The organism is Pseudoxanthomonas sp. GW835-FHT14C01 (genome assembly GCF_058793715.1).
In genome coordinates, this window is sequence record NZ_JBXAGB010000003.1 from 658,916 (window position 1) to 684,674 (window position 25,759).

Here is a 25,759-nt window from a genome sequence, read left to right on the forward strand (position 1 = left end):
ACAGACCTCGGGCGGCAAGATTCCACCTGGCCAGCATGATCGGGCTGGGGCTGGCGTTGCTGAGCAACGTTGCCCTGGCGCTTGGCTTGGGGGAGATCAAGGTCAAATCGCAACCCGGCCAGCCGCTGCTGGCCGAGATTCCGGTCATTTCCAGCGAGCCGGGCGAGCTGGAGCAGTTGCGCGCGCGCCTGGCGTCGCCGGTGACGTTCGAGCGCGTCGGTCTGCCGCGTCCGCAGGGCCTCGTCAACGAACTCGATTTCGCTGTCGCGCTGGACGATGCCGGCCGCCCCGTCGTGCGCGTCACCAGCCGCACGCCGGTCGATGTGCCGGCGGTGAATTTCCTCATTGAAGTGGATTGGGGCCAGGGGCGCCTGGTGCGCGAGTACTCGGCACTGGTCAGCGCACCCGGCGCGTTGGCGGCCGCCGCGCAGCCGGTGATCGATGCGCCGGCTGCCGCGCCGACCGACACCATCATCCGGCCGGTCGAGCCGGTCGTCACCGCCCCACCGGAACCGGTGCCGACACCGCAGGCCGCACCGGAGGCGCCCGCGCGTCCCGCGCCTGCGCCTGTCGTGGCAGCCGCGCCGGCGCCGTCCGTTGTCCCCGGTGGCACGCTGGCGCCGGTGCGCCGCGGCCAGTCGCTGTCGCAGATCGCCGCACCGCTGGCGCGCGAGCAGGGCTACACGCTGGACCAGGCGATGGTCGCGCTGTTGCGCGCCAATCCCGACGCCTTCATCAAGGGCAACCTCAACCTGCTGAAGCAGGGCGCGGTGCTGCGCGTGCCCGAAGCGGTGGAAGCGCAGACCATCCTGGAAGGCGAAGCCGCTGCGCTGGTGCGCAGCCAGATCGCCGAGTGGCGCAGCGCGCGCGCGCCGATCCCGCAGCCGGCGGCGGTAGTCGAGCCGGCGTCGCGTGCGCCTGCCGCAGCGGCGCCTGCGCCGGCCGTGGCGGACGCGCGCCTGGAAATCGCACCCGCGGCGACGAGCACGTCGGGTTCTGGAACGCAGTCCGGCGTCAGCGCCGGCGGTGAGGGCGAGATGTTGGCGAACGAACAGTTGCAGCAGTCGAAGGAAGATCTGGCCGCGCGCGAAGCCGAAGTGCAGGAACTGCGCTCGCAGGTCGCGGACCTGGAGAAGCTGAAGGCGCAGCAGGAGAAGCTGCTGGCCATGAAGGACAGCGACCTGGCCGCCGCGCAGCAGCGGCTGGCGCAGAGCAACGGCAGCGACGGCGGCGTGCCGGTCTGGGCGTGGGCCGGCTTCGCCCTGCTGTTCGTCGGCGCGTTGGCGTGGGGCTTCGCGCAGCGCCGGCAGCGGGTGTCGCCGGCGCCGGTGCCGCGCAATCCGGTGTTCGATGACGCCTCCTCGGGTAGCCGTGCCGCTGAACTGGCGGCGGGCATGCCGAGCGCACCGTCTGCCGCGGTGGAGCCGACGCCGAGTCCCGTGCTGGAGCCGGTGGTGATCGTGCCGGCCGCCGCACCGCCCAAGCCCGCCGCCAGGCCGGCGCCGGCCCCTGCGGCAGGCCCGACCTGGCATGCCGGTGGCGGCGCGCCCGTGGTGACGCCGCCACCGGCGCCCGCCGGACGTGATCGACTGGAACTGGCGGTCGCCTATCTCGACCTGGGCGACGTGGCGACCGCGCGCGATCTGTTGAACGAGGTCGCCGCCGGCAACGACGCCATTGCGCGGGACGAAGCGCTGCAGCTGCTGCGCGATATCGGATGACGGACGCGGAGTGATGTCGTGACGCGCTACGCGCTGGGCGTCGAGTACGACGGCGGCGGATTCCTGGGGTGGCAGCGGCTGAGCAAGTCCGGCACGCCGGACGACACCACCACCGTGCAGGCGGCGCTGGAAGCCGCGCTGTCGTCGGTCGCCGACGCGCAGGTCGACACGATCTGCGCAGGGCGCACCGATGCCGGCGTGCATGCGCAATGCCAGGTCGTGCATTTCGACAGCAACGCTGCGCGCACGCCGCGCGGTTGGCTGCTGGGCGCCACAGCGCGGCTGCCGCCGGCGGTCTGCGTGCGCTGGTGCCAGCCGGTAGCCGACGACTTCCATGCGCGCTTCTCCGCCCGCGCGCGTCGTTACCGGTACACGCTGGTCAACCGGCTGGCACGGCCAGCGCTGGAGCGGCAATACCTGAGCTGGGAACGGATGCCGCTCGATGCCGAGGCGATGCACCGCGCGGCGCAGGCGCTGCTGGGCGAGAACGACTTCAGCGCGTTCCGTACGGTGCATTGCCAGTCGCCGCATGCGATGCGCAACCTGCACCGCATCTCGGTGACGCGGCAGGGCGAGAAGGTGATCGTCGAGGTCCAGGCCAATGCGTTTCTGCACCACATGGTGCGCAACATCGTCGGCTCGCTGCTGGTGGTGGGGCGTGGCGAACAGCCGGAGGCATGGATCGCCGACCTGCTCGCGGGGCGCGACCGTACCGTGGCCGGGCCGACCGCGCCGCCGGACGGCCTGGTATTCGTCAGCCCTCTCTATCCGGCCGAATGGGCCCTGCCGTCGGAAGTGACCCTGCCTGCCGCCACCGGTTGAGCCGCCGGGTTACCCTTGCGCCATGCATACGCGCATCAAGTTCTGCGGGCTGACCCGCGCCGAGGATGTCCGCCTGGCGGTCGAACTGGGCGTGGACTACGTCGGCCTGGTGTTCGCACCGCACAGCCCGCGCCGGCTGCTGCTCGGGCAGGCGCGCATGCTGCGCGACCTGGTGCCGGAGGAGATCGCGGTGGTCGCGCTGGCGATGGACAACACGCGCAGCGACATCGAACACGTCGTCGAGTCGCTGCAGCCGGACCTGCTGCAATTCCATGGCGGCGAAGACGATGCGTTCGCGAGCTCGTTCGGTCGTCCGTACTGGAAGGCGATCGCGATGGGCGGACAGGATGAGGGCGTGTTCGCCAGCCTGTCGGCCTATCCCGGCGCCCACGGCTTCCTGTTCGACGGCCATGCGGCGGGCGAACAGGGCGGAAGCGGGCAGCGTTTCGACTGGCGACGCATGCCGACCTCCGCGGACAAGCCGTTCCTGCTCGCCGGCGGCCTGTCGCCGGAGAACGTCGGCTTGGCCCTGCGCACGGCGCGGCCCTGGGGGGTGGATGTTTCCAGTGGCATCGAGTCCGCGCCCGGCATCAAGGACGCGGAAAAGATGCGACGTTTCGTCGAGGCGGTGCGCGAGGCCGACGCCCGCGGCTGAGTTCAGGCGAGCGTGGCCCGCAGCCACGTCGCCAGCGCCGGAATTCGCGGATCCGGATTGCCGCGCCGGGCGCACAGCGCCCATTTCCCGCCGGTGTCCACGAACCCCCAGGGTGCAACGAGACGTCCGCTGTCCAGGTCGGCCTGCACCAGTTCCTGAGGCGCGATCGCCACGCCCAGTCCCGCGGCAGCCGCTTCCAGCAGGTAGGTCAGGTGATCGAAGCCGGCTCCCAGGCGAAGCTGGCCGGCGTCCACGCCCTTCGCTTCGAACCAGCGCGGCCACGCCTGTGGGCGGGAGACGGTGTGCAGGACCGCTTCGTCGGCCAGCGCGTCCGCCGTGGCCAGCTCGAGCCGCGCGAAGCGGGCATGGCGCGGGCTGACGACCGGGCCGATCCGTTCCGGCGCCAGGGCGTGCACGTCCCAGCCCGGCGGCCAGGGCGCCTCGCCGACCAGCAGGGCGGCGTCGAGCCCGGTCAGGGCGTCGTCGAAGCCACCTTCCTGCGCCGACAGATGCACCGTCAGCGCGGGCAGGTCGATCGCCAGCCGTTCCAGCCGTGGGATCACCCAGCGCGCCAGCAGGCTGCCCGGGCAGCCGAGCACGAACGCCATCGGCCGGCGGTCGCGCTGCAGCGAGGCCCATCCCGATTGCAGAGAGGAAAAGGCGTCGCCGGCCAGGTCACGCAGGCGAACGCCGTCGGCGGTCAGCGCCAGGCCGCGGCCGTCGCGGACGAACAGCGGGCGACCCAGCGCCTCTTCCAGGGTGCGTACATGCCGGCTGACCGCACCGTGGGTGACGTGCAATTCGGTAGCGGCGCGGCTGACGCTGCCCAAGCGGGCGGCGGCCTCGAAAGCGCGCAGGGCGTTGAGCGGGGGCAGGGGGTGCGACATGATGTGAGTTTAAGTCACGGATAGGTGATATTTCATCGATTCTGTGGACAGAACCTGTGCGCTAGAGTGACGGCTCATCCGTTTCCGTTGATCCGCCATGGTCGCCCCTGCCGATTACCACGCCTATCCCGACGCCGCCGGCCACTTCGGCCGCCATGGCGGCCGCTTCGTCGCCGAGACCCTGATCGGGCCGTTGCAGGAACTGTCGGCCGCCTATGACGCCGCGCGGGTCGATCCGGCCTTCATCGCCGCCTTCGACAAGGACCTGAAGCACTACGTCGGCCGGCCCAGCCCGATCTACCACGCCGAGCGGTTGAGTCGCGAGGTCGGCGGCGCGCAGATCCTGCTCAAGCGCGAGGACCTGAACCACACCGGTGCGCACAAGATCAACAACACCATCGGGCAGGCGCTACTGGCCAGCCGGATGGGCAAGAAGCGGATCATCGCCGAGACCGGCGCCGGCCAGCACGGCGTCGCCAGCGCCACCGTCGCCACGCGGCTCGGACTGGAATGCGTGGTCTACATGGGCGCGACCGACATCGAGCGCCAGAAGATCAACGTCTACCGCATGAAGCTGCTGGGCGCGACCGTGGTGCCGGTGACCAGCGGTTCGGCCACGCTGAAGGATGCGCTGAACGAAGCGATGCGCGACTGGGTGACCAACGTGCACGACACCTTCTACATCATCGGTACGGTCGCCGGTCCCGACCCGTACCCGCGCATGGTCCGCGACTTCAACGCCGTCGTCGGCCGCGAGGCGAGGGCGCAGATGCTGGCCGACTACGGCCGCCTGCCGGATGCCATCACCGCCTGCGTCGGCGGCGGCAGCAACGCGATCGGTCTGTTCCATGCGTTCCTCAACGATCCGGGCGTGCGCATCGTCGGTGCCGAGGCGGCGGGCGACGGCATCGAGACCGGCCGCCACGCTTCCTCGCTGTCGGCCGGCCGCGTCGGCGTGCTGCACGGCAACCGCACCTACGTGATCTGCGACGACGACGGGCAGATCATCGAAACCCATTCGATTTCCGCCGGCCTCGACTATCCGGGCGTCGGTCCGGAACACGCCTTCCTGAAGGACAGCGGGCGCGCGGAGTACGTCGGCGTGACCGACGAAGAAGCGCTGTCCGCGTTCCACCGGCTGACCCGCACCGAGGGCATCCTGCCGGCGCTGGAGTCCAGCCATGCCGTCGCCCAGGCGATCAAGCTGGCGCGCGAGCTGCCGAAGGACCAGCTGGTGCTGTGCAACCTGTCCGGCCGCGGCGACAAGGACGTGCATACGATCGCCGCGCGCGAGGGGATCAGCCTGTGAGCCGCTTCGAAGCGAAGTTTGCCGAACTCAAGTCCGCCGGCCGGAAGGCGCTGGTGCCGTTCATCACCGCGGGCGATCCGTCGCTGGAGTCCACGGTACCGGTGATGCATGCGCTGGTCGCCGCCGGTGCCGATGTCATCGAACTGGGCGTGCCGTTCTCCGACCCGATGGCGGACGGCCCGGTCATCCAGCGCAGCTCCGAGCGCGCGCTGGCCCGGGGCGCAGGCCTGCGCTACGTGCTGGAGGCGGTGGAGGTGTTCCGCCAGCAGGACGACGGCACGCCGATCGTCCTCATGGGCTATCTCAACCCGGTCGAGATCCATGGCGCCGAGCGCTTCGCCCGTGAAGCGGTGGCGGCTGGCGTGGACGGCGTGCTGCTCGTCGACCTGCCGCCGGAAGAGGCCGAGGAGACGCGCGCCGTCTTCAACCGGGAAGGGCTGGCCCTGATCGCGCTGGCGTCGCCGACCACCTCGCCCGAACGCCTGCGGATGCTGTGCGACACCGCGCAGGGGTATCTGTACTACGTCAGTTTCGCTGGCGTGACCGGCGCATCCGATCGTCTGGACACCGTGGCGGCCGGCGAACGGTTGAAGCAGCTTCGGGCGGGCTCCCAAGTCCCCGTGGTGGCGGGCTTCGGCATCAAGGATGCCGGCAGCGCCCGGGCGATGGCGGCCGATGCCGATGGCGTCGTCGTGGGCAGCGCGCTGGTGGCCGCGCTCACGGACGCGGGCGACGAGGCGGCCGAGCGGGCGTCGGCGTTCCTCGCCCCGCTGAGGGCGGCGCTGGACGCCTGAGCCACCGTACGGCTGTGCATGGACGACTGAGCTAAACTGCCGCGCTCAACCATAAGGCCCCTCCCGGGGCAGGCAGCAAGACCACGCATGAGCTGGCTCAGCAAACTGATGCCGTCGGGCATCCGCACCGAAGGCAACGCAGGCAAGAGCAAACGCAGCGTCCCCGAGGGGCTGTGGGAAAAATGCGACCGCTGCGGCGCGGTGCTGTACCGGCCGGAGCTGGAGGAAAACCTCGAGGTCTGCCCGAAGTGCGGCTTCCACATGCCGATCCGCGCCCGCGCGCGTCTGGCGGCGCTGTTCGATCCGGGCAGCACGCGCGAAATCGGCGCCGCGCTCGGGCCGACCGACGTGCTGAAGTTCAAGGACCAGAAGAAGTACGCCGACCGCATCAAGGCCGCGCAGAAGAGTACCGGCGAGCGGGATGCGCTGATCACGCTGCAGGGCACCCTGAAGGGCCGCGACCTGGTCGCCAGCTCCTTCGACTTCGCCTACATGGGCGGATCGATGGGCTCGGTGGTCGGCGAGCGCTTCTCGCTCGGTGCCGAGAAGGCGCTGGAGATCGGCGCCCCGTTCGTGTGCTTCTCCGCCAGCGGCGGTGCGCGCATGCAGGAGAGCCTGTTCTCGCTGATGCAGATGGCCAAGACCTCGGCGGCGCTCGGCCGCCTGCGCGAAGCCGGTCTGCCGTACATCTCGGTGATGACGCACCCCACCACCGGCGGTGTGTCGGCCAGCTTCGCGATGCTGGGCGACATCAACCTGGCCGAGCCCGAAGCGCTGATCGGCTTCGCCGGTCCGCGCGTGATCGAACAGACCGTGCGCGAGACGCTGCCGGAAGGCTTCCAGCGTTCGGAGTTCCTGCTGGCCCACGGCGCCGTCGACCAGATCTGCGACCGCCGCGAGATGCGTGACCGGCTGGCCGACCTGCTGGCGTTGATGATGCGACAGCCCAAGCCTGCAGACAGCGAACTGGTGACCGCATGAGCCGCAAGTACTTTGGCACCGACGGCATCCGTGGCCGCGTCGGCACCGGTCCGATCTCGGCGGATTTCGTGCTGCGGCTCGGCAACGCGCTGGGGCGCGTGCTGTGCGAGAACAGCAGTGGCACCCGCCCGGTCGTGGTGATCGGCAAGGACACGCGCATTTCCGGCTACATGTTCGAGGCCGCGCTGGAAGCGGGCCTGGTCGCCGCCGGTGCCGACGTGCAGCTGATGGGTCCCATGCCGACGCCGGCCGTCGCGTTCCTGACGCGCACGCTGGGTGCCGATGCCGGCATCGTGATCAGCGCGTCGCACAACCCGCATTACGACAACGGCATCAAGTTCTTTTCCGCCGAAGGCGAGAAGCTCGACGATGCCACCGAGGCGGCCATCGAGGCGGCGCTGGATGCGCCGTTCTTCACCGCCGAGTCCGACAAGCTCGGCAAGGCGATCCGCACGCGCGACGCCGTCGGCCGCTACATGGAGTTCTGCAAGGCTAGCGTACCGCGCCGCTTCGACCTGAAGGGCATGAAGCTGGTGCTGGACTGCGCGCATGGCGCGACGTACCACATCGCGCCGCTGCTGTTCCGCGAACTCGGCGCCGACGTGGTCACCATCGGCGCGGAGCCGAACGGCATCAACATCAACGATGGCGTGGGGTCCATGCATATCGACAACCTGGCCGCGAAAGTCCGCGAGTCGGGCGCGCACCTCGGCATCGCCTTCGACGGCGACGGCGACCGCGTGCTGATGGCGGACGGGCAGGGCACGCCGGTGGATGGCGACCAGCTGATCTACCTGCTGGCGCGGGACTGGCAGGCCAGCGGCCGCTTGCGCGGCCCCGTGGTGGGCACGCTGATGACCAACTACGGCCTGGAGCGCGCACTCGGCAAGCTGGAGATCCCGTTCGTCCGCACCAAGGTCGGCGACCGCTACGTGCACCAGGCGCTGGTCGAGGGCAACGCCGTGCTGGGCGGCGAAGCCTCCGGGCACCTGCTGTGTCTGGACCGCACGACGACGGGCGATGCGATCATCGCCGCCTTGCAGGTGCTGGAAGCCCTGAAGCGCCGCAAGGTGACGCTGCGGGACGCTTTGGACGGGCTGACGATGCTGCCGCAGAAGACCATCAATGTGAAGCTCGCCAACGGCGCCAAGCCGACCGAGGCGGCCAGCGTGCAGGCCGCGCTGGTGCAGGCGCAGGCGGCGGTCTCCGGCCGCGGCCGCGCGTTCCTGCGTCCGTCCGGTACCGAACCGGTGGTGCGCGTGACCGTCGAGGCCGACGACGACGCGCTGGTCAAGAACACCCTGGAAACCCTGGCCGACGCTGTCCGCGCGGCCGCTGCGGCCTGAGCCCGATCACCGAACGTCCGGCGCGGCGCCACCGCATGGCTGTCCGCGCCTTTTCCCTGTTGGAGCAGAGTGCATGAGTGCCCGTATCCCCACGCTGGACATCACCCGTTTCGAGACCGACCGCGAGGCCTTCGTGGCCGAACTGGGCGCGGCGTATCGCGAATGGGGCTTCGCCGGCATCCGCAACCACGGTATCCCGCAGGCGCAGATCGACGCCGCGTACGGCGTGTTCAAGGATTTCTTCGCGCTGCCGGAGGAGGTGAAGAAGCAGTACCACGTCCCGGGCGGTGGCGGTGCGCGCGGCTACACGCCGTTCGGGGTGGAGACGGCGAAGGATTCCAAGCATTTCGACCTGAAGGAGTTCTGGCATATCGGTCGCGAGATCCCGGACGATTCGAAGTACCGCGACGTGATGCCGCCGAACCTGTGGCCGGATGAAGTGCCCGGCTTCCGCGAACACGGCTATGGCCTGTACGAAGCGCTGGACCAGTTGGGTTCGCGCGTGCTGTCGGCGCTGGCGCTGCACATCGGCCTGCCGGAGACCTACTTCGCCGACAAGACCGATTCCGGCAACTCGATCCTGCGCCCGATCCACTATCCCCCGATCACCGCCGACGACATCCCCAACGTGCGCGCCGGTGCGCACGAGGACATCAACCTGATCACCCTGCTGGTCGGCGCCAGCGCCGCCGGCCTGGAAGTGCGCTCCAAGCAGGGAGAGTGGGTGCCGTTCACCTCGGACGCCGACACCATCGTGGTCAACATCGGCGACATGCTGCAGCGCCTGACCAACCACGTGTATCCCTCGACCACGCACCGCGTGACCAATCCGCCGGGCGAACAGGCGCGCCAGCCGCGCTATTCGGTGCCGTTCTTCCTGCATCCGAATCCGGACTTCCTGATCGACGTGCTGCCGTCCACGGTCACGCCGGACAATCCCAAGCGCTACGCCGAACCGATCACGGCGCAGGGCTACCTCGAAGAGCGCCTGCGAGAGATCAAGCTCAAGTAGGCGCTGTCCTCGTGTGTTGACGCGGGCACGATGAGGTTTGCGCCGGTATCAGGGGCCACAACATCGCGCCCATGGGACGCTCCTGCAGAAGCCAGGCTGTTGGTAGGCGCGGGCCATGCCCGCGATGCTTTCCCTCCTCAATCCAGCGGCCGCACCTTGCGCGAGTTGCGCGCCATCAGGCCCAGCGCCAGCCGGTGCGGCAGCAGCTTCACGATGGCGTGCATCAGCCGGTAGCGCCAGCCGGGCACCACCAGCACGTCGCCCCGCTCGTTCCCGTCGATACCGCCACGCGCCACGTCCGAAGCCTGCAGCCACATCGTCGGCGACACCCGCATGCGCGAGCGCGTGCCGGTGACGTCGTGGAACTCGGAGTAGGTGAAGCCCGGGCACAGGGCGGTGACATGCACGCCCCTGTCGGCGTTCTCCAGCGCCAGCGCCTCGCTGAACTTCAGCAGGAAGCCCTTGGCCGGTGCGTACAGCGTCTGTCCGTCGGCGGCCGGCATCAGGGCGGCGAAGGAGGCAACGTTGAGGATGCGGCCCTGGCCGGAAGCGCGGATCGAGGGCAGCAATCGCCAGGTCAGTTCGCACACGCTGGTCACCATCACCCGCAGGAAGGCGGCGTGGTCGGTCCAGTCGCTGCTGCGGTAACGCCCCGGCATGCCGTAGCCGGCGTTGTTGACCAGGATGCGGATCTTCACGCCGCGTCGCTCGAGTTCGGCAACCAGGGCCTCAGGCGCGGCAGGATCGGCCAGGTCCGCGGCCACGATCTCCACCGGCACCTGCGCCCGCAGTTCCGTTGCCAATGCCGCCAGGCGGTCCGCGCGCCGGGCCGTCAGCACCAGCGGGACGCCACGCCTCGCGTACTCCCGCGCGATCTGTTCGCCGATGCCGCTGGAGGCGCCGGTGACCAATGCATAGCCGGCAGGCGGGGCAGGGGAGACATCGGGCATGGAGAGCTCCTGATTCGGGAAAGGTGCGCGGGTACGCGCACGATAGCGTGGCGGGTAGGTGCGCCGGACAACATCGGCTAGACTGCGCGACCCGAACTGGACAGGAATTGGTCTTATGCGTCGCAAGCTCGTGGCCGGCAACTGGAAGCTCCATGGCACCCGCGGTTTCGCGACGGCGCTGATGGATGAACTGGTCGCGGGCCTGCCGCTGGACGGCGTGGACCTGCTGATCCTGCCGCCACTGCCCTACCTTGGCGAACTGATCGAGGACTATGCCGACCGTGGGGTGGCCTTCGGTGCCCAGGACGTCAGCAGCAACGAGAAGGGCGCCTACACCGGCGAGGTCTGTGCCGCGATGCTGGTGGATGTGGGCGCCCGCTACGGCCTGGTCGGGCATTCCGAACGCCGCCAGTACCACAACGAAAGCAGCGAACTGGTCGCCAGGAAGTTCTTGGCGGCCCGGAATGCCGGTCTCGTTCCGGTGCTGTGCGTGGGCGAAACCGAGCAGCAGCGCAGGGATGGCCAGACCGAGTTCCGCATCCAGAAGCAGTTGCAGGCGGTATTCGACCTGGTCGGCCCGCAGGCGTTCGACGGCGCCGTCATTGCCTATGAGCCGGTCTGGGCGATCGGGACGGGCCTGACGGCCACCCCGGAGCAGGCCCAGGCCGTGCATGCGTTCATCCGTGGCGAAGTCGCCGCGCGCGATGCTAGAATCGGCGGCTCGTTGCAGGTCCTGTATGGCGGCAGCGTGAAGCCCGACAACGCCGCGGAACTGTTCGCGCAGCCCGATGTCGATGGAGGGCTGGTGGGCGGCGCCTCTCTGGTCGCCCGGGATTTCCTGGCCATCGCGCAAGCGGCGGCCGGTCGGGGATGACCCCGGCACGACCGGTCCATCGGGGCCGGGCGACTCAACCGGTTGAGACTGATTCCAAATGTGGATGTTGATCCTGAATGTGGTGTACGTGCTGGTGGCGATCGCCATCATCGCGCTGGTGCTGATGCAGCGCGGTTCCGGTGCCCAGGCGGGCTCGGGCTTCGGCGGTGGCGCGTCCGGCACGGTGTTCGGTGCGCGCGGCGCGTCCAACTTCCTGTCCAAGAGCACGAAGTGGCTGGCCATCACGTTCTTCGGCATCAGCCTGTTCATGGCGTGGTATGCGACCCATAGTGCGCGTCCGACCACGCAGCAGAATCTGGGCGTGATGTCCGATCTGCCGGCGGCTCCGGCCGCACCGGCAGGCGAACTGCCCAAGCCGTCGACCGTGCCGAGCTCGCCGATCCAGCCGGCGACCGACAGCGTGCCGGCCGCACCGGCGCCGCAGCAAACGGCACCCGCGACGGAAACGCCGCCGGTGGCGCCGCCGCAGGGCGGTTGATCGCGGCTACAATGGCGGGGCGCGCGCAGCGCCGCGCAGGTTTCAAAGCCCAGGTGGCGGAATTGGTAGACGCACTACCTTGAGGTGGTAGCGGCGAAAGTCGTAGGGGTTCGAGTCCCCTCTTGGGCACCAACATGGCGGGTCGGCGGCGATGTCGCTCCCGCGTCGAAAAACCCGCCGGAAGGCGGGTTTTTTCTTTCACCGACGGCGGCGATATGCGCCGGTAATCGTTTACTAGCGAGTTCACGAACCGTTACAATCCCGCCGATTCATCGGGCGCCCGTTACGTGTTGCGGAAGGGCTCCCGCGGAAGGTGGTCCCGATGGTCGCATCGTCGGATCGCTCGCGGCGAAGCCGCTGGCGGACGATGCGAGCCCCATTCATGCCGTGCCGCGTCCCGCGCGCCGGCGGAGTAGGACAAGACGAGACAAGCGAGTGCTGGCCAATTACCTGCCCACCCTGTTGTTCCTGATCGTCGCCACCGGCATCGGCATCGCGCTGATGGTGGCCGGTCGCTTCCTCGGTCCGCGGCGTCCCGACGCCCAGAAGCTGTCCCCGTACGAATGCGGCTTCGAGGCCTTCGAAGACGCGCGCATGAAGTTCGATGTGCGCTACTACCTGATCGCCATCCAGTTCATCGTGTTCGATCTGGAAATCATCTTCATTGTTCCGTGGACGCTGGTGTTCCAGGAGCTGGGTCCGCGTGCGCTGGTCACGATGGGCCTGTTCGTGGGCATGCTGTTCCTCGGCTTCGTTTACGTTTGGAAGAAGGGAGCGCTCGAATGGGAGTGATCCAGACCGTCGACCGTCTGATGAACAACCCGATCCCGGAAGGGCGGGTGGACGACATCCTGCGCCCCGAGGGCGACAATCCGCTGCTGGAAAAGGGCTACGTCACCACCAGCGTCGACGCGCTGATGAACTGGGCGCGTACCGGGTCGATGTGGCCGATGACGTTCGGCCTGGCCTGCTGCGCGGTGGAGATGATGCACGCGGGCACCTCGCGCCTGGACCTGGACCGCTACGGCGTGGTGTTCCGCCCGTCGCCGCGCCAGTCCGACGTGATGATCGTGGCCGGCACGCTGGTCAACAAGATGGCCCCGGCGCTGCGCAAGGTCTACGACCAGATGCCCGAGCCGAAGTGGGTCATCTCGATGGGCAGCTGCGCCAATGGCGGCGGCTACTACCACTACTCGTACTCCGTCGTCCGCGGCTGCGATCGCGTCGTGCCGGTGGACGTGTACGTGCCGGGCTGCCCGCCGACGGCCGAGGCGCTGGTGTACGGCATCCTGCAGTTGCAGAAGAAGATCTGGCGCACGCAGACCATCGCGCGCTGATCCTCCTTTCCCCCGATTCCTTTCTAGAGCACGCCACGCCCCATGGCTGAGCAAGCTGCAAACTTCACCGACCAGCTGCGCGCCCGTTTCGCGGACGGCACGGTCAGCGTGGCCGAGCCGCGCGGCGAAATCACCCTGGAAGTGCCGTCGGCCTCGTGGCATGCGGTCGCCTTGGCGCTAAGGGACGAGTTCGGTTTCGAGCAGGCCGTCGACGTCAGCGGCGTCGACTATCTGGGCTACGGCAGCGTCGAGTGGGATACCGCCGACGTGTCGTCCGAAGGCTTCAGCCGTGGCGTCGAGGGCTTCGGTCCCGGCCGCTTCAACTGGGACCAGCGTCCGCGCGACGCCGCCCGTCCGAACCGCTTCGCCGTCGTGCTGCACCTGTTGTCCTACCAGCACAACCGTCGCGTGCGCGTGCGCTGCTTCGCGCCGGATGACGGCCTGCCGGTGGTGGCGTCGCTGTGCGACGTGTGGCCGGGCCTGAACTGGTTCGAGCGCGAGGCGTTCGACCTGTACGGCATCATCTTCGAAGGCCATCCGGACCTGCGCCGCATCCTGACCGACTACGGTTTCGTCGGCCATCCGTTCCGCAAGGACTTCCCGCTGATCGGCAACGTCGAAGTCCGCTACGACGAAGAGAAGAAGCGCGTGGTGTACGAACCGGTCACCTCGGTCGAGCCGCGTGTCGGCGTGCCGCGCGTGATCCGCGACGACGCCCGCTACCAGACCGCCGCCGGCGAACTCGCTGCTTCACAGACGGCCGCGCGCGAGGGCAAGGCATGAGCAATCCGCAATCCGGCGTCGCGTTCGCCAGCAATCCTGCCGAAAGCAAGCAGGAAATCCGCAACTACACGCTGAACTTCGGTCCCCAGCATCCGGCCGCGCACGGTGTGCTGCGCCTGATCCTGGAGATGGATGGCGAGACCATCGTGCGCGCCGACCCGCACGTGGGCCTGCTGCACCGGGGCACCGAGAAGCTGGCCGAATCCAAGCCGTTCAACCAGTCGATCGGCTACATGGACCGCCTCGACTACGTGTCGATGATGTGCAACGAGCACGCCTACGTGCGCGCCATCGAAACCCTGATGGGCATCGAGGCGCCGGAGCGCGCGCAGTACATCCGCACGATGTACGACGAGATCACCCGCATCCTGAACCACCTGATGTGGATCGGCTCCAACGCGCTCGACCTGGGGGCGATGGCGGTCATGCTGTACGCCTTCCGCGAGCGCGAAGAGCTGATGGACTGCTACGAAGCGGTCAGCGGCGCGCGCATGCACGCGGCCTACTACCGGCCGGGCGGCGTCTACCGCGATCTGCCGGACCGCATGCCGAAGTACAAGGAGTCGCCCTGGCGCAAGGGCAAGGCGCTCAAGCAGTTCAACCAGGCGCGCGAAGGTTCGCTGCTCGACTTCCTCGAAGACTTCACCAACGAATTCCCGAAGCGCGTCGACGAATACGAGACGCTGCTCACCGACAACCGCATTTGGAAGCAGCGCACCGTCGGCATCGGCGTGGTGTCGCCCGAACAGGCGCGCGCGCTGGGCATGACCGGCGCGATGCTGCGCGGTTCGGGCATCGCCTGGGACCTGCGCAAGAAGCAGCCGTACGCCAAGTACGACGTGGTCGATTTCGATATCCCGGTCGGCGTCAACGGCGACTGCTACGACCGTTACCTGGTCCGCGTCGCCGAGATGCGCCAGTCCAACCGCATCATCCAGCAGTGCGTGGCATGGCTGAAGGCCAATCCCGGCCCGGTCATGGTGCAGAACTTCAAGGTGGCGCCTCCCTCCCGCGAGGAGATGAAGGACGACATGGAAGCGCTGATCCACCACTTCAAGCTCTTCAGCGAAGGCTACTGCGTGCCGGCCGGCGAGACCTACGCCGCGGTCGAAGCGCCGAAAGGCGAGTTCGGCTGCTACCTGGTGTCCGACGGCGCCAACAAGCCCTTCCGCGTGAAGTTGCGCGCGCCGGGCTTCGCGCACCTGTCCTCGATGGACGAGATCGTGCGCGGCCACATGCTCCCCGACGTCGTCGCGATGATCGGTACCTATGATCTTGTCTTTGGTGAGGTGGACCGATGAGGGCCACGGGTAATTTCGAGGCGGCGCAGAACGTCGATCCACTGGTGGCGTTGAGCGACAAGACGCGCGCGCACATCGATCATTGGCTGACCAAGTTCCCGCCGGACCGCAAGCGTTCTGCAGTGCTGCAGGGCCTGCACGCCGCGCAGGAGCAGAACGAAGGCTGGCTGACCGACGAGCTGATCGCCGCGGTCGCCAAGTACCTCGACCTGCCGCCGGTGTGGGCGTACGAAGTCGCCAGCTTCTACTCGATGTTCGAGACCGAGAAGGTCGGCCGCAACAACGTCGCCTTCTGCACCAACATCAGCTGCTGGCTCAACGGCGCGCAGGACTTGGTCGCGCACGCGGAGAAGAAGCTGGGCTGCAGGCTGGGCGAATCCACCGCCGACGGCCGCGTGTACCTGAAGCGAGAAGAAGAATGCGTGGCCGCGTGCTGCGGCGCGCCGGTGGTCGTGATCAACGGCCACTACCACGAGAATCTGACGCCGGCGAAGGTCGACGAGCTGCTGGACGGGCTGGAGTAAGCGCATGGCAGGCCATTCCCACTATTCAGAAGGCTACGGCCCGGTCGGCCCCGCTCCCAAGGAGCACCAGGCCGTCTACACCACGCTGCACTTCGACAAGCCCTGGTCGTACGAGAACTACCTGAAGACCGGCGGTTACGCCGCACTGCGCCGGATCATCGAAGAGAAGATCCCGCCGGCCGACGTCGTCGAGATGGTCAAGCAGTCCGGCTTGCGCGGCCGCGGCGGCGCGGGCTTCCCGACCGGCCTGAAGTGGAGCTTCATGCCCAAGGGCGACATGCAGAAGTACATCCTCTGCAACTCGGACGAATCCGAGCCGGGCACCGCCAAGGACCGCGACATCCTGCGCTACAACCCGCATGCGGTGATCGAGGGCATGGCGATCGCCTGCTACGCCACCGGTTCTACCGTGGGCTACAACTACCTGCGCGGCGAGTTCCACCACGAGCCGTTCGAGCACCTGGAAGAAGCCACTGCCGAGGCCTACAAGCACGGCTGGCTGGGCAAGAACATCCTCGGCTCCGGCGTGGACATCGACCTGTACAACGCGCTGGGCGCGGGCGCCTACATCTGCGGTGAAGAAACCGCACTGATGGAATCGCTGGAAGGCAAGAAGGGCCAGCCGCGCTTCAAGCCGCCGTTCCCGGCCAACTTCGGCCTGTACGGCAAGCCGACCACGATCAACAACACCGAAACCTACGCGTCGGTGCCGGCGATCGTGCGCAACGGCGCCGAGTGGTTCATGAACCTGGGCAAGCCCAACAACGGCGGCTGCAAGATATTCTCGGTCTCCGGCCACGTCGCGCGTCCGGGCAACCACGAGATCCGTCTGGGCACGTCGTTCGCCGACCTGCTCGAACTGTGCGGTGGCATGCGCGAAGGCCGCAAGCTCAAGGCCGTCATCCCGGGCGGTTCCTCGATGCCGGTGCTGCCGGGCGAGGTGATGATGGGCCTGACGATGGACTACGACAGCATCCAGAAGGCCGGCTCCGGCCTGGGATCCGGTGCCGTCGTGGTGATGGACGACACCACCTGCATGGTGCGTGCGTGCCAGCGCATCGCGCGGTTCTATTACAAGGAAAGCTGCGGCCAGTGCACGCCGTGCCGCGAAGGCACCGGCTGGATGTACCGCATGCTGACCCGTGTAGCCGAGCACAAGGCGACGATCGAAGACCTGCAGACGCTGCGCGCGGCGGCCGGCCAGATCGAAGGCCACACCATCTGCGCGTTCGGCGAAGCCGCGGCGTGGCCGGTGCAGGGCATGCTGCGCCACTTCTGGCACGAATTCGAATACGCGATCGTCAACAAGCGTTTCCTCGTCGATGACGAGCGCGACGGCACGGTGGTCCGTTCCAACCTGGAGGTGGCCGCGTGAGTGCGCAGCCCGTGAATCCCAACCTGCCGCCGGACCACGTCACCGTCTTCATCGACGGGCAGGAACTGGCCGCGCCGAAGGGGTCGATGATCATCCAGGCCGCCGACAAGGCCGGCATCCCGATCCCGCGCTTCTGCTACCACGAGAAGCTGCCGATCGCGGCCAACTGCCGCATGTGCCTGGTCGAAGTCGAGAAGATGCCGAAGCCGGCGCCGGCCTGCGCCACGCCGGTGATGGACGGCATGAAGATCGCCACGCGCAGCGACAAGGCGCTGAAGTCGCAGCGCAACGTGATGGAATTCCTGCTGATCAACCATCCGCTCGACTGCCCGATCTGCGACCAGGGCGGCGAGTGCGAACTGCAGGACCTGTCGCTGGGCTATGGCCGTTCGGTCAGCCGGTTCCAGGAGCGCAAGCGCGTGGTGCCGGACGAGGACATCGGTCCGCTGGTCGCCACCGAGATGACCCGCTGCATCCAGTGCACGCGCTGCGTGCGCTTCACCGCGGACGTCGCCGGGACCTACGAGCTGGGTGGCATGTACCGCGGCGAGAACCTGCAGATCGGCACCTACGACGGCAAGCCGCTGACCACCGAGATTTCCGGCAACGTCATCGACGTGTGCCCGGTGGGCGCGCTGACCAACAAGGTGTTCCAGTTCCGCGCCCGTCCGTGGGAACTGATCGCGCGTGAATCCGTCGGCTTCCACGACGCGATGGGCTCCAACGTGTTCTACCACTCGCGCCGTGGCCAGGTGCTGCGCACCGTGCCCCGCGAGAACGAAGCGGTCAACGAGTGCTGGCTGTCCGACCGCGACCGTTACTCGCACCAGGGCCTGTACGCCGACGACCGCGCGGTGAAGCCGCTGCAGAAGGTCAATGGCGAGTGGCGCGAAGTGTCCTGGGCCGAAGGCCTGGCGGCGGCGGCCGAGATCCTGCGCGCGAACCGCGGCGACAGCCTGGGCGTGCTGGTGCATCCGGCCGTGTCGAACGAGGAGGGCGGCCTGCTGGCCAAGCTCGCCGACGGCCTCGGCACCGGCAACCTGGACCACCGCATCAACAACCGCGACTTCTCCGATGGCGCCGTGGCCGAGCCGTTCGCGCTGCCGCTGGCCGAGATCGAGCAGGCGGACGTCATCGTGCTGTACGGCACGAACGTCCGTCACGAACTGCCGCTGCTGCACCAGCGCCTGCGCAAGGCCGTCCGCAAGGGCGCCAGGGTGCACGTGGTCAACCCGGTCGATTTCGATTTCGCGTTCGGCATCGCCGGCAAGCACATCGTGGCGCCGTCGAAGCTGGGCAGCGCACTGAACGATGCGGCGTTGCGCGATGTCGCCAAGGCCGCCAACCGTGCGGTCGTGATCGTGGGCGGCATCGTCGAGAACCATCCGCAGGCCGCCACGCTACGTGCCGCCGCGGCGGACTACGCGTCCGCGACGGGCGCCTCGCTGTGCCGCATCCCGCAGGGCGCGAACGCCGTCGGCCTGGCGCGCCAGGGCGTGCTGCCGAGCGGCCGCGACGTGGCCGGCATGTTCGCCGAGCCGCGCAACGCCTATGTCATCTACGGCATCGAGCCGGGCCTGGATTTCGCCGATACGCCGGCCGCCAGCCGTGCGCTCGTCTCGGCCAAGGTCGTGGCGTTCAGCCACTTCGCCTGCAAGTCGACGCGCGACGTGGCGGACGTGATCCTGCCGATCGGCCTGCTGCCGGAAATCGATGCGACGCTGACCAACCTCGATGGCCAGGACCAGCGCACGCAGGCCGCCGGCAAGCTACCGGGCGAGGCGCGCGAAGGCTGGAAGGTGCTGCGTGCGATCGGTGGCGAGCTTCAGCTGGCCGGTTTCGAGTTCACTGACGCCGCTGGCATGCGCGACGCCATCGGCACTGCGAAGACGGTAGCCATCGCCACGTCCGCGGCGCCCGCCGTGGCCGGCGAGGGCCTCGAACTGGCCGTGACCGCTGCGATCTACCGCACCGACGGTACCGTGCGCCGTGCCGAGGCGCTGCAGGCGCATCCGCTGAACGTGGGCGACCGCATCGTGCTGAATCCTGCCGACGCGCAGGCCGCCGGCGTCGCCGAGGGCCACGTGGCCAAGGTCGGCAACGGCATCGGCACCGCCGCGTTGCCGGTGGTGGTGGACGCCCGCGTCGCCGCGGGTACCGCGTGGATCGAAAGTGGCTACGGCGCCACGGCGCCGCTGGGTGCCGGACGCGTCACGGTGGTGAGCGCATGAACGAGATGTTGATCAACGCGGTCGGCCCGCTGCGCGAGTGGTTCTTCGGGCTGGGCGACATGGGCATGATCCTGTGGATCGTGTTGAAGATCCTGGTGATCGCCATGCCGGTGATCATCTCGGTCGCCTTCTACGTGGTGTGGGAGCGCAAGCTGATCGGCTGGATGCACGTGCGCCACGGGCCGATGTACGTGGGCATGGGCATCTTCCAGGCGTTCGCCGACGTCTTCAAGCTGCTGTTCAAGGAAATCATCCAGCCCAGCAGCGCGCAGAAGACCATGTACATCCTGGCGCCGCTGATCACGCTGGCGCCGGCCTTCGCCGCGTGGGCGGTGGTGCCGTTCGACTATCAGCTGGTGCTGTCGAACGCCAATGCCGGCCTGCTGTACCTGCTGGCGATGACCTCGCTGGGCGTGTACGGCATCATCATCGCGGGCTGGGCATCGAATTCGAAGTACGCGTTCCTGGGCGCGATGCGCTCGGCCGCGCAGGTCGTCAGCTACGAGATCGCGATGGGCTTCGCCCTGGTCGGCGTGCTGATCGCCGCCGGCAGCCTCAACCTGACTGACATCGTGATGGCGCAGGCGGGCGACTCGGGCTTCTTCGAGTGGTTCTGGCTGCCGCTGTTCCCGCTCTTCATCGTGTACTGGGTGTCCGGCGTCGCCGAGACCAACCGCTCGCCGTTCGACGTGGTGGAAGGCGAATCGGAAATCGTCGCCGGCCACATGGTCGAGTATTCGGGTGCGGCGTTCGCGCTGTTCTTCCTGGCCGAATACGCCAACATGATCCTGGTCAGCTTCCTGGTGTCGCTGTTCTTCCTGGGCGGCTGGCTGAGCCCGCTGCAGGGCTGGATCACCGCCGACGTGTCGCCGTGGGTCAACTGGATCTGGACCGGCGGCTGGCCGTGGCTGCTGCTGAAGGTCCTGTTCTTCGCCAGCGCCTACATCTGGTTCCGTGCGAGCTTCCCGCGCTACCGCTACGACCAGATCATGCGGCTGGGCTGGAAGGTCTTCATTCCGCTGACCATCGTGTGGATCGCGGTGACGGCGCTGCTGGTGTTCTTCGGCGTGTTCGAGAAGGGTGTGTAAGACATGAGCAAGGTTGTGCACTACTTCAAGAGCCTGATGCTGCTGGAACTGCTGCAGGGGCTGTGGCTGACGCTGAAGTACACCTTCAAGCCGAAGTACACGCTGATGTACCCGATGGAGAAGTTCCCGCAGTCGCCGCGCTTCCGCGGCCTGCACGCGCTGCGCCGCTATCCGAACGGGGAAGAGCGCTGCATCGCCTGCAAGCTGTGCGAGGCGGTCTGCCCGGCGCTGGCGATCACCATCGACTCGGCCCCGCGCGAGGACGGCACCCGCCGCACCACGCGCTACGACATCGACCTGTTCAAGTGCATCTACTGCGGCTTCTGCGAAGAGAGCTGCCCGGTGGACTCGATCGTGGAAACGCACGTGCTGGAGTACCACTTCGACAAGCGCGGGCAGAACATCGTCACCAAGCCGCAGCTGCTGGCGATCGGCGACCGGCTGGAAGCCGAGATCGCCGAGCGCCGCGCCGCCGACGCCGCTTTCCGCTGAGGTCCGAAGAATGGATTGGGTCCTGATCAGTTTCTACGCTTTCGCCACCGTCGCGGTCGTCGCCGCCGGCGCGGTGATCAGCGTGCGCAACCCGGTGCATGCCGTGCTGTGCCTCATCCTGACGTTCTTCTCGGTGGCCTGCATCTGGCTGCTGGTGGGCGCAGAATTCCTGGGCGTGGCCCTGATCCTCGTCTATGTGGGCGCGGTGATGGTGCTGTTCCTGTTCGTGGTGATGATGCTCGACATCGACGTCACCGCCATGCGCGAGGGCTGGGTCAAGTTCCTGCCGGTCGGCCTGCTGGTGGCGGTCGTCATGCTGGCGCAGATGCTGGTGCTGATCGGCATCAAGGCGAAGATGGCGGTGCCGTTCCCGGACAATGCCGCCTCGGCCGCCGCCGACGTGTCCAATACGGCCTGGCTGGCGCGCACGCTGTTCACCGAGTTCCTGCTGCCGTTCGAGTTCGCCGCCGTCATCCTGACCGTCGCCGTGGTCGCCGCGGTGATGCTGACGCTGCGCAAGCGCACCGGCATCAAGACGCAGGATCCGGGCGAACAGTCGCGGGTCAAGGCGCGCGACCGCATCCGCATGGTGTCGATGCCGGCCGAGAAGCCGGTGCGCGAAACGCCGGTCGGCGCGCCGGCGGAAGGGGAGGGCAAGGCATGATCTCGTTGGGCCACCTGCTGGCGCTCGGCGCCGTGCTGTTCTGCATCAGCCTGGCCGGCATCTTCCTCAACCGGAAGAACGTCATCGTGCTGCTGATGTCGATCGAACTGATGCTGCTGTCGGTGAACATCAACTTCGTCGCGTTCTCGCGCGAGCTGGGCGATGCGGCCGGCCAGATCTTCGTGTTCTTCATCCTGACCGTGGCTGCGGCCGAGGCCGCCATCGGCCTGGCGATCCTGGTCACCCTGTTCCGCACCCGGCGCACGATCAACGTGGCCGAAGTCGATACGCTCAAAGGCTGATGCACCGATGACCGGTATGGAAGTCCTCCTCTCCAAGAACGTGCTGCTGGCCATCGTGCTGGCGCCGCTGCTGGGCAGCATCATCGCCGGCCTGTTCGGGCGTTTCGTCGGCCGCGCGGGCGCGCACACCGCAACGATCCTGGGCGTGGCCACCAGCTGCGCGCTGTCGTGCTGGGTGCTGTACCAACTGGTGGCGGTGGGTGCGTCGCCGTTCAACGAAAACCTGTACACCTTCTTCGAAGTGGGCAACATCAGCGGCCATGTCGGTTTCATGATCGACAAGCTGACCGCGATGATGATGGTCGTGGTGACGTTCGTGTCGCTGCTGGTGCACCTGTACACGATCGGCTACATGGCCGAGGACCCGGGTTACCAGCGCTTCTTCAGCTACATCTCGCTGTTCACCTTCAGCATGCTGATGCTGGTGATGAGCAACAACTTCCTGCAGCTGTTCTTCGGCTGGGAAGCGGTGGGCCTGGTGTCGTACCTGCTGATCGGTTTCTGGTTCAAGCGCCCCACGGCGATCTTCGCCAACATGAAGGCGTTCCTGGTCAATCGCGTCGGCGACTTCGGCTTCCTGCTCGGCATCGGCTGCGTGCTGCTGATGTTCGGCACGCTCGACTACGCCACCGTGTTCGCCAATGCCTCGTTGCTGGCCGGCAAGGCCGTTCCGGTGTGGTCCGGTGCCGTCACCCTGTTCGGCAGCACTTTCCAGGTCTTCGATGAGCCGGTGATCTGGTCGATGGCGACCCTGACCTGCATCTGCCTGTTCATCGGTGCGATGGGCAAGTCGGCACAGGTGCCGCTGCACGTATGGCTGCCGGACTCGATGGAAGGCCCGACCCCGATCTCGGCGCTGATCCATGCCGCGACCATGGTGACCGCCGGCATCTTCATGGTGGCGCGTATGTCGCCGCTGTTCGAGCTGTCGCAGACGGCGCTGGACTTCGTGCTGTTCATCGGCGCGACGACCGCGCTGTTCACCGGCCTGATCGGCATCGTGCAGAACGACATCAAGCGTGTGGTGGCGTACTCCACGCTGTCGCAGCTGGGCTACATGACCGTCGCGCTCGGCGTGTCGGCGTACTCGGCCGCGGTGTTCCACCTGATGACGCACGCGTTCTTCAAGGCGCTGCTGTTCCTGGCGGCCGGCTCGGTGATCATCGGCATGCACCACGAGCAGGACATGCGGAAGATGGGCGGCCTGCGCAAGTACATGCCCATCACCTGGATCACCAGTCTGGTCGGCACGCTGGCCCTGGTCGGCACGCCGTTCTTCTCGGGCTTCTACTCGAAGGACACCATCATCGAGGCCGCCAAGCACCACCAGCACGTGGCGCACGAGGTCGGCCAGGCCGCGACCGAGATGGGCCTGATGGCGACACAGAACATCCAGGGTCCGAGCGAGTGGATCGCCACCTACGGCTACTGGGCGGTCATGCTGGGTGTCTTCGTCACCAGTTTCTACAGCTTCCGCCTGCTTTACCTGACCTTCCACGGCAAGGAACGCTTCCGTGATGCCCATGCCGACCATGGTCACGGCCATGACGCGCACCACGATGCGGCGCATGACGATCACGGCCACCACGGCGCGCATGAGCCGCACGAGTCGCCATGGGTGGTGACGCTGCCGCTGGTGCTGCTGGCGATCCCTTCGATCCTCATCGGCTTCTTCACGATCGGTCCGATGCTGTTCGGCACGGACTGGACCGGCCATCACGAGGCTACGCCGTTCTTCCTGGGCGCGATCGATTTCCTGCGGCTGGATCCGAACAGTACGCTGTCGCCGCGCGACACGGTGATGGCCTTGAAGGAAGAGTTCTGGCACGGCCCGGTTCGCTACGCGCTCCAGGGCATGCAGATGCCACCGTTCTGGCTGGCATTGGGCGGGTTCCTGCTGGCGACCTTCCTGTACCTGTTCAAGCCCGAACTGCCCGGCAAGATCCGCCACAGCAAGGTCGGCGCCTTCCTGACCAACATCCTGGACAAGAAGTACTGGGCCGATCACCTGTGGATCAACGGGTTCGCCGGCGGTGGCGTGAAGCTGGGCAAGGCCTCGCGCGCGTTCGACAGCCACGTGATCGACGGCGCCGCGGTGAACGGCACGGCGAAGCTGGTCGACCTGGGTGCGCAGCTGCTGCGCAAGACCCAGTCCGGCTACCTGTACCACTACGCGTTCGCGATGATCGTCGGCCTGATCCTGCTGCTGGGCGTGATCATCAAGTTTTGGCAGTAACGACCTGGCGCCGCTTCGTGCGGAGCGTCCTGGCGAAGAACTCAACGGATAACACAACGTGTCGAACTGGCCCCTGCTTAGTGTCCTGATCTGGCTGCCCATCCTGGGTGGCGCGCTGGTGCTCGCCGTGGGCAATGCCCGCGCCGATGCCGCCCGCTGGCTTGGCCTGGCGGTCGCCGCGCTGACGTTCGTCGCAAGCATCGGCCTGCTGACCGGCTTCAATTACGCGGACCCGGGCCTGCAGTTCGTCGAGAGCCACGCCTGGATCCCGAGCTTCGACATCCATTACAACCTCGGCGCCGACGGCATCGCGGTGGCGCTGCTGCTGCTCAATACCCTGATCACGGTGCTGACGCTGGCCGGTGCCTGGGGTTCGGTGAACAAGCGCGTGGCCCAGTACGTGGCGGCGTTCCTGATCCTGGAAGGCCTGACCAACGGCATCTTCGCCGCCAGCGACGCCGTACTGTTCTACGTGTTCTTCGAGGCGATGCTGATCCCGATGTTCCTGATCATCGGCGTCTGGGGCGGTCCGCGCCGCATCTACGCCTCGCTGAAGTTCTTCCTGTACACGTTCCTCGGTTCGGTGCTGATGCTGGTCGGCCTGGTGTACCTGTACGTCAAGGGCGGCAGCTTCCAGCTGGCCGACCTGTACGCGATGCCGTTGAGCGCGAAGGAACAGACCTGGCTGTTCTTCGCCTTCCTGATCGCGTTCGCGGTCAAGATCCCGATGTTCCCGGTGCACACGTGGTTGCCGGACGCCCACGTCGAGGCGCCGACCGCCGGCTCCGTGATCCTGGCGGCGATCGCGCTGAAGATCGGTGGCTACGGCCTGCTGCGCTTCAGCCTGCCGATCGTGCCTGACGCCGGCCACGAGTGGGCGATGTTCGTCATCGTGCTGTCGCTGATCGCCGTGGTCTACGTGGGCCTGGTGGCGCTGGTGCAGGACGACATGAAGAAGCTGATCGCCTATTCGTCGGTCTCGCACATGGGCTTCGTCACCCTCGGCATCTTCATCGCCTTCAGCCTGGTGCGCGACTACGGCAACCTGGATGGCGCGCGCCTCGGCCTGCAGGGCGCGATGGTGCAGATGATCAGCCACGGCTTCATTTCCGGCGCGATGTTCACCTGCGTCGGCGTGCTGTACGACCGCATGCACACCCGCATGATCAAGGACTACGGCGGCGTCATCAACACGATGCCGTGGTTCGGCGCGTTCTTCATCCTGTTCGGCATGGCCAACTCCGGCCTGCCGGGCACCAGCGGTTTCGTCGGCGAGTTCATGGTCATCCTGGCCAGTTTCCAGCAGCACCCGCTGATCGCATTCTTCGCGGCGACCACGCTGGTGATCGGTGCGGCCTACACGCTGTGGCTGGTCAAGCGCGTGATCCTCGGCGACGTGGCGAATGCGCATGTCGCGGAGCTGCAGGATCTTTCCCTGCGCGAGGCCGTGGTACTCGGCGGGTTCGCGATCTGCGTGCTGGCGCTGGGCGTGTATCCCAAGCCGCTGACCGACCTGATGGAGCCGTCGATCGCGCAACTGGCGATGCAGCTCGCCAACAGCAAGCTGTAAGGAAGA

At 67.5% G+C, this 25,759-nt stretch carries 25 protein-coding genes and 1 tRNA gene; 24 read left to right on the forward strand and 2 right to left on the reverse strand.

Annotated features, from left to right (window positions below; all coding sequences use genetic code 11):
- Positions 1–35: 35 nt before the first annotated feature.
- Genes AC1Q5B_RS16470 through AC1Q5B_RS16480 form a run of 3 tightly spaced genes read left to right on the forward strand, consistent with a single transcriptional unit; the run spans position 36 to position 3,198 of the window.
- Entirely contained in the window at positions 36–1,721 is a 1,686-nt protein-coding gene (locus tag AC1Q5B_RS16470) for a FimV/HubP family polar landmark protein (RefSeq protein WP_492632814.1), read from the forward strand.
- Between the two features lie 18 nt (positions 1,722–1,739).
- On the forward strand, positions 1,740–2,543 hold the full coding sequence (gene truA / locus AC1Q5B_RS16475) for a tRNA pseudouridine(38-40) synthase TruA (protein ID WP_492632567.1): 804 nt from the start codon (positions 1,740–1,742) through the stop codon (positions 2,541–2,543).
- Between the two features lie 22 nt (positions 2,544–2,565).
- Positions 2,566–3,198: a phosphoribosylanthranilate isomerase gene (locus tag AC1Q5B_RS16480; RefSeq protein WP_492632568.1), complete on the forward strand. Its 633-nt coding sequence runs from the start codon at positions 2,566–2,568 to the stop codon at positions 3,196–3,198.
- 2 nt (positions 3,199–3,200) lie between these two features.
- On the opposite strand, the gene AC1Q5B_RS16485 is transcribed toward AC1Q5B_RS16480, so the two are convergent.
- The gene (locus AC1Q5B_RS16485) at positions 3,201–4,085 is read right to left on the reverse strand and encodes a LysR family transcriptional regulator (protein WP_492632569.1); all 885 of its coding nucleotides are present in this window, start codon (positions 4,083–4,085) and stop codon (positions 3,201–3,203) included.
- A 97-nt stretch (positions 4,086–4,182) separates the two neighbouring features.
- Between AC1Q5B_RS16485 and trpB the strand changes: the two genes are divergently transcribed.
- The 5 genes from trpB to AC1Q5B_RS16510 all read left to right on the forward strand — a co-directional run bounded on the left by trpB (position 4,183) and on the right by AC1Q5B_RS16510 (position 9,527).
- A complete protein-coding gene (trpB, locus tag AC1Q5B_RS16490; protein ID WP_492632570.1) occupies positions 4,183–5,394 on the forward strand; it encodes a tryptophan synthase subunit beta in 1,212 nt (403 codons plus the stop codon).
- Positions 5,391–6,188 carry a tryptophan synthase subunit alpha gene (trpA, locus tag AC1Q5B_RS16495; RefSeq protein ID WP_492632571.1) on the forward strand — a complete coding sequence of 266 codons (798 nt, stop codon included), beginning with the start codon at positions 5,391–5,393 and terminating at the stop codon, positions 6,186–6,188. Before trpB ends, trpA begins: the two co-directional genes overlap by 4 nt.
- A gap of 87 nt (positions 6,189–6,275) precedes the next feature.
- Positions 6,276–7,169, forward strand: a complete 894-nt coding sequence (gene accD / locus AC1Q5B_RS16500; protein WP_492632572.1) for an acetyl-CoA carboxylase, carboxyltransferase subunit beta — start codon at positions 6,276–6,278, stop codon at positions 7,167–7,169.
- A complete protein-coding gene (gene glmM / locus AC1Q5B_RS16505) occupies positions 7,166–8,515 on the forward strand; it encodes a phosphoglucosamine mutase (RefSeq protein ID WP_492632573.1) in 1,350 nt (449 codons plus the stop codon). Before accD ends, glmM begins: the two co-directional genes overlap by 4 nt.
- Positions 8,516–8,588: 73 nt before the next feature.
- Positions 8,589–9,527 carry an isopenicillin N synthase family dioxygenase gene (locus tag AC1Q5B_RS16510; RefSeq protein WP_492632574.1) on the forward strand — a complete coding sequence of 313 codons (939 nt, stop codon included), beginning with the start codon at positions 8,589–8,591 and terminating at the stop codon, positions 9,525–9,527.
- 137 nt (positions 9,528–9,664) lie between these two features.
- On the opposite strand, the gene AC1Q5B_RS16515 is transcribed toward AC1Q5B_RS16510, so the two are convergent.
- Entirely contained in the window at positions 9,665–10,477 is an 813-nt protein-coding gene (locus AC1Q5B_RS16515; RefSeq protein ID WP_492632575.1) for an SDR family NAD(P)-dependent oxidoreductase, read from the reverse strand.
- A 115-nt stretch (positions 10,478–10,592) separates the two neighbouring features.
- On the opposite strand from AC1Q5B_RS16515, the gene tpiA reads away from it, so the two are divergent.
- From tpiA to AC1Q5B_RS16595, 16 genes are all read left to right on the forward strand, one after another.
- Positions 10,593–11,351, forward strand: coding sequence for a triose-phosphate isomerase (gene tpiA / locus AC1Q5B_RS16520; protein WP_492632576.1), 759 nt, complete (start codon positions 10,593–10,595; stop codon positions 11,349–11,351).
- Positions 11,352–11,409: 58 nt separating this feature from the next.
- A complete protein-coding gene (gene secG / locus AC1Q5B_RS16525; protein WP_492632577.1) occupies positions 11,410–11,850 on the forward strand; it encodes a preprotein translocase subunit SecG in 441 nt (146 codons plus the stop codon).
- Between the two features lie 47 nt (positions 11,851–11,897).
- Positions 11,898–11,982 (forward strand) — tRNA-Leu (locus AC1Q5B_RS16530).
- A gap of 303 nt (positions 11,983–12,285) precedes the next feature.
- Entirely contained in the window at positions 12,286–12,642 is a 357-nt protein-coding gene (locus AC1Q5B_RS16535) for an NADH-quinone oxidoreductase subunit A (protein ID WP_162108536.1), read from the forward strand.
- A complete protein-coding gene (locus tag AC1Q5B_RS16540; RefSeq protein WP_055943825.1) occupies positions 12,633–13,187 on the forward strand; it encodes a NuoB/complex I 20 kDa subunit family protein in 555 nt (184 codons plus the stop codon). Before AC1Q5B_RS16535 ends, AC1Q5B_RS16540 begins: the two co-directional genes overlap by 10 nt.
- A gap of 42 nt (positions 13,188–13,229) precedes the next feature.
- Positions 13,230–13,970: an NADH-quinone oxidoreductase subunit C gene (locus AC1Q5B_RS16545; protein WP_492632578.1), complete on the forward strand. Its 741-nt coding sequence runs from the start codon at positions 13,230–13,232 to the stop codon at positions 13,968–13,970.
- Complete coding sequence (locus AC1Q5B_RS16550) at positions 13,967–15,271, forward strand: NADH-quinone oxidoreductase subunit D (protein WP_492632579.1); 1,305 nt, start codon at positions 13,967–13,969, stop codon at positions 15,269–15,271. Before AC1Q5B_RS16545 ends, AC1Q5B_RS16550 begins: the two co-directional genes overlap by 4 nt.
- The gene (gene nuoE, locus AC1Q5B_RS16555; protein WP_436041868.1) at positions 15,268–15,795 is read left to right on the forward strand and encodes an NADH-quinone oxidoreductase subunit NuoE; all 528 of its coding nucleotides are present in this window, start codon (positions 15,268–15,270) and stop codon (positions 15,793–15,795) included. The genes AC1Q5B_RS16550 and nuoE overlap by 4 nt, the downstream gene beginning before the upstream one ends.
- A 4-nt stretch (positions 15,796–15,799) precedes the next feature.
- On the forward strand, positions 15,800–17,170 hold the full coding sequence (nuoF, locus tag AC1Q5B_RS16560; RefSeq protein ID WP_492632580.1) for an NADH-quinone oxidoreductase subunit NuoF: 1,371 nt from the start codon (positions 15,800–15,802) through the stop codon (positions 17,168–17,170).
- Positions 17,167–19,401 carry an NADH-quinone oxidoreductase subunit NuoG gene (gene nuoG, locus AC1Q5B_RS16565; protein WP_492632581.1) on the forward strand — a complete coding sequence of 745 codons (2,235 nt, stop codon included), beginning with the start codon at positions 17,167–17,169 and terminating at the stop codon, positions 19,399–19,401. Before nuoF ends, nuoG begins: the two co-directional genes overlap by 4 nt.
- Positions 19,398–20,489: an NADH-quinone oxidoreductase subunit NuoH gene (nuoH, locus tag AC1Q5B_RS16570; protein WP_492632582.1), complete on the forward strand. Its 1,092-nt coding sequence runs from the start codon at positions 19,398–19,400 to the stop codon at positions 20,487–20,489. Before nuoG ends, nuoH begins: the two co-directional genes overlap by 4 nt.
- 3 nt (positions 20,490–20,492) lie before the next feature.
- Positions 20,493–20,981, forward strand: a complete 489-nt coding sequence (gene nuoI, locus AC1Q5B_RS16575) for an NADH-quinone oxidoreductase subunit NuoI (protein ID WP_162108528.1) — start codon at positions 20,493–20,495, stop codon at positions 20,979–20,981.
- Positions 20,982–20,991: 10 nt separating this feature from the next.
- Positions 20,992–21,645, forward strand: coding sequence for an NADH-quinone oxidoreductase subunit J (locus tag AC1Q5B_RS16580; protein ID WP_492632583.1), 654 nt, complete (start codon positions 20,992–20,994; stop codon positions 21,643–21,645).
- A complete protein-coding gene (nuoK, locus tag AC1Q5B_RS16585; protein WP_192269016.1) occupies positions 21,642–21,947 on the forward strand; it encodes an NADH-quinone oxidoreductase subunit NuoK in 306 nt (101 codons plus the stop codon). Before AC1Q5B_RS16580 ends, nuoK begins: the two co-directional genes overlap by 4 nt.
- 16 nt (positions 21,948–21,963) lie before the next feature.
- Positions 21,964–24,183 (forward strand): NADH-quinone oxidoreductase subunit L, encoded by a 2,220-nt coding sequence (nuoL, locus tag AC1Q5B_RS16590; protein WP_492632584.1) that lies wholly within the window; start codon positions 21,964–21,966, stop codon positions 24,181–24,183.
- 58 nt (positions 24,184–24,241) lie between these two features.
- Positions 24,242–25,753 carry an NADH-quinone oxidoreductase subunit M gene (locus AC1Q5B_RS16595; protein WP_492632585.1) on the forward strand — a complete coding sequence of 504 codons (1,512 nt, stop codon included), beginning with the start codon at positions 24,242–24,244 and terminating at the stop codon, positions 25,751–25,753.
- The last annotated feature ends 6 nt before the right edge of the window (positions 25,754–25,759 follow it).